The sequence below is a fragment of the Enterocloster aldenensis genome (genome assembly GCF_003434055.1).
Lineage (GTDB): Bacteria > Bacillota > Clostridia > Lachnospirales > Lachnospiraceae > Enterocloster > Enterocloster aldenensis.
Genome location: NZ_QVEX01000002.1, coordinates 292,859 through 299,313 on the forward strand (window position 1 = coordinate 292,859; position 6,455 = coordinate 299,313).

5 protein-coding genes are annotated in these 6,455 nt (G+C 47.4%); 2 read left to right on the plus strand and 3 right to left on the minus strand.

What is annotated here, in order from left to right; translation table 11 throughout:
• Positions 1–71 precede the first annotated feature (71 nt).
• Positions 72–1,010: a LysR family transcriptional regulator gene (locus DWX59_RS07710; protein ID WP_117557761.1), complete on the plus strand. Its 939-nt coding sequence runs from the start codon at positions 72–74 to the stop codon at positions 1,008–1,010.
• Between the two features lie 69 nt (positions 1,011–1,079).
• Here the strand turns inward: DWX59_RS07710 and DWX59_RS07715 are convergent, their stop codons facing one another.
• Together DWX59_RS07715 and DWX59_RS07720 are read right to left on the minus strand one after the other, a co-directional pair.
• On the minus strand, positions 1,080–1,886 hold the full coding sequence (locus DWX59_RS07715) for a hypothetical protein (RefSeq protein WP_117557763.1): 807 nt from the start codon (positions 1,884–1,886) through the stop codon (positions 1,080–1,082).
• A 182-nt stretch (positions 1,887–2,068) separates the two neighbouring features.
• A complete protein-coding gene (locus DWX59_RS07720) occupies positions 2,069–3,826 on the minus strand; it encodes a methyl-accepting chemotaxis protein (protein WP_117557765.1) in 1,758 nt (585 codons plus the stop codon).
• 49 nt (positions 3,827–3,875) lie between these two features.
• Between DWX59_RS07720 and DWX59_RS29890 the strand changes: the two genes are divergently transcribed.
• Positions 3,876–4,037 (plus strand): DUF6783 domain-containing protein, encoded by a 162-nt coding sequence (locus DWX59_RS29890; RefSeq protein WP_353626755.1) that lies wholly within the window; start codon positions 3,876–3,878, stop codon positions 4,035–4,037.
• 80 nt (positions 4,038–4,117) lie between these two features.
• Here the strand turns inward: DWX59_RS29890 and DWX59_RS07725 are convergent, their stop codons facing one another.
• On the minus strand, positions 4,118–6,088 hold the full coding sequence (locus DWX59_RS07725) for a methyl-accepting chemotaxis protein (RefSeq protein ID WP_117557767.1): 1,971 nt from the start codon (positions 6,086–6,088) through the stop codon (positions 4,118–4,120).
• Between the last annotated feature and the right edge of the window lie 367 nt (positions 6,089–6,455).

The window sequence follows — 6,455 nt, forward strand, 5'->3', positions numbered from 1 at the left end:
TTTATAAATATATACAAACTATATCATATATGTTATACTTTATGCCAAGAGTCAAAAGGAGCTGATAGGATATGGATTTAAAAGAATGCCGATATATATTGAAAATCGCCACAACAAAAAACATTTCAAAAGCTGCTGCGGAACTGTATGTCTCTCAGCCCGCATTAAGCCGCTATCTTAACAATGTTGAAGAGGATTTGGGAATCAGACTGTTTGACCGGACAACATATCCCATCTCCCTCACTCCGGCCGGTGAGGTGTATGTTGCCAATGCACACGCCATCATCGACATTTACGAAAACATGGTTTTATCCATCAATGAAATCAAGAATACCAAGAAAGGAAAGCTTACCATTGCTGCATCAAATTTCCGGGCCTTTTGTATTTTTCCCAGACTTGCCGCTGGTTTTACCAAGCTATACCCCTGGATTGAACTTCAGCTCTTTGAAGCGGAACATGTAAATTATGAATCTTCTGTAAAAAATGGCGATGTAGATTTTTCAATTTTCCCCGGTCATCCTGCTGACCCCAGGGTATTTGACTCCTACTACCTATGTAAAGATGAGATATACGTAGTCCTTCCTCCGGACCACCCATATAATAAAGAGCATGCGAAACATAATAATCCATCGCATCCCCTGTCCATAGATCTTTCCGTCCTAAAAAATGATAAATTCCTTCTGCTCTCCAAAAACCAGGATATGTATCAGCGCTCCATCGACCTTTGCCTGCAATTTGGCTTTGTACCACAAATCAAATTACAGACCCCATTACTGCTTACCTGTTACTCAATGTGCATGTCCGGTTTAGGGTGCACGTTTATGTATTCCAGCTTCTTCGATGCAATGGACACTGCGGATTTCGGATATGCATATCGAATAGCACCCATATATCCGAAATATGATCTATATATCATAAAAGATAAAAAAGTTACAAATAATACGAGTGTGAATTTATTCGTGGAGTATATAACAAAACATGGGCTGGATTCCGGCAGACTAACACTTTAGATTACAAAAAGAGCCTGATTCAACAGAATCCGGCTCTCTTTGTGTTCCATCTTTCATTCATTGTCTTCTTTACTGGTAAATCTGGTTAATCTTCCAATACCCATTGATTTTTCTCAGGTTAATGCCTGAATCACCGCCCATCATGACTCCCGCATCCCCTACCTCCTGGAGTTTCGACACATCCACCTGGTCAATGGCTTTTAACAGCTTTTCTGTCAGGACTTTCTTCTCCCCAAGCTGAATCAGCTGCTGCTGCGTGCTGATGTCCTTATTGGTGCCGTCTGCAAAGGAGAGGGTCATAGGGTAATTACACATTCTGGCAAGTGTGTCCAGGTCCCCGTAAGAACAGGTCTTCTGGATCTGCTGCGCCATCTCTGCCAGGCTGCTGATATTGACTGCCTGCGTATCCGCGTTTGCACCCGCATCCAGATAAAAATTATTTATCTTCCATTTTCCCTTAAATTTAAACAGGGCAAGACCGCAGTCCCCGCCCATCTGGACCCCTGCTTCGCTGCTGCCGGTCAGCTTTGCCACATTGGCAGAGGCTATGGCGTCCAACATCCCCTGGGTAAAGAAGGTTCCGCTTCCAAGAGCTAAAAATTGTGATTTATCCTTCACCTCAGCCATGCTTCCGTCCGCATAAGAAACCAATACCGGATAGTTGCATAATCTGGACAGCTTCTTCAAATCCATCTTATCAAAAGCTTTCTGTACCTCCTCCGCCGCAGCCCTCATCTTCTGTGTATCCGACCGGTTGGAACGCGCCTCGGCGCCATAGGCCTGACTGGTCTTTGCATAAACAGGCGCGGCCGGTACCATGCTTACCATGGCAAGTGTGCACATCATGATTACCATATTCTTTTTCGTGATTTTCATTCTTCTTATTCCTCTTTTCTTTCTCTGTTTTTTGGTGCTTGTAATCTTTAGACGTGGGGACACTGGAAAAAGTTTCATGGACGGGATATTTTTTTACTTCCTGCTTCTATCTATCTGCAGCACAGAAGACGCCCATGTCATGAGCGTCTTCTGTGATTTGTGCATTTAATATGGAAATGTAATTAATACTTTGCGTCCGTTACAGGCTGTGCTGCCTCTGCCGCCGGATAAGCAGCCGCATCGCGGGACTCAGGCATCCTATATCCTTCCGCCCTTCTCAGCTTGAATTTGCTAATAAGCGTCTTAAGCATCTGTGCCTGTCCTGAAAGTTCCTCACTGGCTGCCGCGCTCTCTTCCGCCGTAGCCGAATTGGTCTGCACCACATTGGAAATCTGGTCAATCCCCAGCTGAACCTGGGCCGCGCCCTTGGATTGTTCAGAGGACGCTGCGGCAATCTGATTAATCTGGCTGGCTATTTCCTTTGTGCCTTCCACAACAGAAAGAAGTGACTGTGCCGTTTCATCAGCAATGCGGGTACCGTTCTCCACCGCCTTTAGTGAATTTTCAATCAGCGCCGCCGTGCTTTTGGATGCATCGGATGATTTGCTGGCAAGACTCCTGACTTCATCTGCAACCACCGCAAAGCCTTTTCCTGCCTCTCCTGCCCTTGCTGCCTCCACAGCCGCATTCAGGGCAAGGATATTGGTCTGGAATGCAATATCCTCAATAGTCTTGATAATCTTACCTATTTCACTGGAAGAAGCACTGATTTCGCCCATTGCCTTTGTCATTGTCTGCATCTGCTGGTTGCTTTCAAGTATCTTCTCCCCTACCCCGTCCACGGTCTGACTGGCCTGCAGGGCGCTCTGGGCATTATTCTGTATCTGACCGGACATCTCAGTAATGGTAGCTGCCAGTTCTTCGATGGAGGACGCCTGTTCCGTCGCTCCCTGGCTGAGGGCCTGGGCGCCGCCTGAAACCTGGTCCGCACCGTTGGAGACCTGGTCCGCGCTTTGTCCGATCTGTCCAAGGGTATCATTCAAAGCCCCCACCAATGTTCGGATTGAATCCTGTACAGGCTTAAAATCCCCAAGGAAGGCTTCACGTTTTTTTACATCCAGATTGCCGATGGAGAGCTGCTGCATGGCGTCTGAGATTTCCCCCATATAATAGGATACCCGCTCCGACATCGTGCGCATACTGTCCGCCAGGTTCCCCAATTCATCTTTTGAAACATAACCGACATTGATTTTCAGATTTCCTTTGGCCATCTCATTGGCAGCCGAATCCAGCTCCCGGATAGGACGCGTCAGGCTCCTGGTAATATATATGGACAGGTAAATGGTGGCTGCCAGCGCCACTCCCACAACCCCAACAATAAGTAAAGCCGTGAATGTCTGCCTTTTAGATGATTGGGAATAATTGTCATCCGCAAGAACAGCGGTTGCTTCGTCCGCCTTGGTCATCAAATCCTGTATCTGAATCAAAAGCGGTTCATACTGCTGGAAAAATATCTCCATGGCCTCGTCATTCTTATTCTGCGCAGCCAGTTCCAGTATCTGGCTGCGCAGCGGTGTTGCCCTCTCCATCAGGGCCTGGGCATCATTGATAATAGACATATCCCCGCGGAAATTCTGCTTCATGAAATCAAATCCTTGGTTGACCCCCTGCATCTGTGTCTCCACCTGGGAAACATACTCCTGTGTCTTCTGCGCGTCAGAAGTCAGCATACTCAGCGAAAGCGCCTTCATAGCGGTCTGTATGCCGCGGCGCATGTCAGTTGTCTTGTTGGACACCGGATACCCGTTGGTGTAGAAATCCCGGAAGTTTCCTCCCGTATTATTAAGCCCCACAATGGCCAATACTGCGCTCATTATAAACAACGCGATGATAATCCCAAATGTCACAGTCAGCTTTTTCCCAATTTTTAAGTTTTTCACCCTTGTATCTCCTTCCTTTTTTCCTTCACTCCATAGTTAACGTACTGGGGTGTGTTTGAAAATTGCTTACCGTCAGCTGTGCGTCCCACTTTGTGGGAGATTTGGTCCCGGTAAGGGAGGCGTAGCGGGCTACGTTGACCGTATTGGGACAAAATATGCCGCGAAGCGGGGCGGGCTTTGCCCTAAGGGGTACCTATGGCGGATTCCTTAGGGCAGATGGCGGAAATAAAACGTGAGTCCAACCTTCTTATTTACACATCCTGCAATATAGTGCAGCCCTGCACAAGTCATCTATCTGGTCTTAAACTGCCCAACCAATTCCTTAAGGATTACCGCCTGCCCCGACAATTCCTCACTGGCGGCCGCGCTTTCCTCCGCGGTTGCAGAGTTGGTCTGGACCACGCTGGATATCTGGTCCATGCCCTGGGTCACCTGGGAGACGGCCTGGGACTGCTCTGCGGCGGCATCTGTTATCTTATCCACTGCTTTTACCGTTTTTTCAGTGGAAATCACTGCTTTCTGCAGGGATGCGGCTGTCTCATCCGCAATCTTCATCCCTTTTTCCACGGAACGGGCAGAACCTTCGATTAAAACAGAAGTGCTTTTGGATGCTTCCGCACTTTTGCTGGCCAGATTCCGCACTTCATCCGCCACCACTGCAAATCCTTTGCCTGCGGTACCAGCCCGTGCAGCTTCCACCGCTGCGTTCAGGGCCAGGATATTGGTCTGGAATGCAATATCCTCAATGGTTTTTATAATCTTTCCAATCTGTGAAGAACTCTCACCTATTTCCCGGACCGCCTTTACCAGTTCAAGCATCTGATTATTGCACTGCTCCACCTCCCTTCCGGTCTCGCTGCTCTGGCTGTGCACATCCCCGGCGCTGTCGGCCGTTGCTTTAATCTTACCGGATATATCGTTAATCGTGGCAGCCAGCTCCTCAATGGCGCTGGCCTGTTCCGTTGCTCCCTGGGACAGGGCCTGGGCTCCGGCTGATACCTGCTCGGCCCCGGCTGATACCTGGTCCGCTGACCGGTTAATCTGACGCAGGGTGTCACTGAGCTGTGCGCTCAGTTTTCTGGCTGAATCCAGAAGTCCCCTGTACCCTCCTACATATGCTTCTTCACATTTAGTATCCGCGGTCAGGTTGCCTCTTGACATCTCTGCCAGCATATCATCCATATCCTGAATCATAAGCCTGAAGCCCTGGACAAGGGTCCTGGCCGAATCAGCCAGTATCTGCGTCTCATCCCCGGTATGTATCTCATTAACAGGTGTATCCAAATCACCTTCTGCCAAAAGCCTTAACCGCTGGGCACAGTCCTTAACCGGCTTACCAATCTGCATTGCCAGCCTGTAGGCCATATAGGAGGATATTAGCAGGAATACCACCATGAGTACGATTGTAATCATGATACCATTCACTGTGGATTGGGTAAAATCCTTTGTGGGCGCATTGATTGCAAGGCTCCAGCCCTCCGTGCCTTCGATAGGTGCGAAAGCCAAGAACTTCCTGCTTCCCCCGTATTCATAACGTCCGAATCCGGATTGTCCCAATGTCATGCGGACTTCCAGGGCAGCCAGGTCCTTTAGTTTTTTATCTGTTTTTGCATCTTCCTGTGTATTTTCCCGGTTTTTTACATTGTCCATATTCTTATGGGCAATTGTGTAACCCGCATTGTTAAGGATATAGGCGCTGCCGTTGGGACTAATCTGGAGTGAGGCCACTATGTCATTTAAAAATGTCTCATCCGGTACAAAATATACCACCCCTGCAACCCTGTTTCCAGGTACTCCGCCCTCCCAGATAGGGGCTGACACCATGATGCTCAGCTGACCTGTTATCTTGCTGACCAGCGGCTCCGAAACCGCGGTCTCCCCTTTCATGGCAGACTTCACATAGGCGCGGTCAGAATAGTCATTGCCGTCCAGGATACTGATTCCATCCAAACCAATTATATTGCCTCTTTGGAGTCCGTTGGCAAGGGCCTGGTTTTCAACAACAGCCCGCTTTTCTGCCACTGTGGCTGTCCGGTCAGAAAGCGTTGAGTTACAGCCCGTGACAGAAGCAATGTTTTTATATGCATTCAGTTCCTCCTCAATACGTTCCGCAGCAGTATCAGCCATCTCGGTCATGGTCTGCCCCAGTGTGTCAATTGTACTGCTATAGCTGAGCCATGCGCTTATCCCGCCTACCGTTACCAAGGAAATCAGTATGGCAATGAGCATGCATGTAATGATTTTCATACGGATACTTTTCATAATCCCCACTCCTTTAAGCTGTCATATTTTCATTCTAAAAAAAACTTATAATAACTTTATCGGCATTTTTGTGAAAATAATAAATAATTTTGTTACCCCTATTGTACAACTGTATTTTCTTCTCATATGAGCCATTATCGTCAGTTATCAGAGCAGGAAATCTGCTAAAAGCATACCCATGTTATGTATATCGACAAAAATTACTATATTATAATGGTTGTTTTTATGGTAAAGATAAAATATCTTTATATTTTAATACTCTTTCAAAGGCCATGCCGGGAGGATTCCATTAAATCATTTAAAATAAGGTTGCCATAATGGCTCTTATAGGAAGAAACAATGAATGTTTTATGCGTTTTTTAGGAAC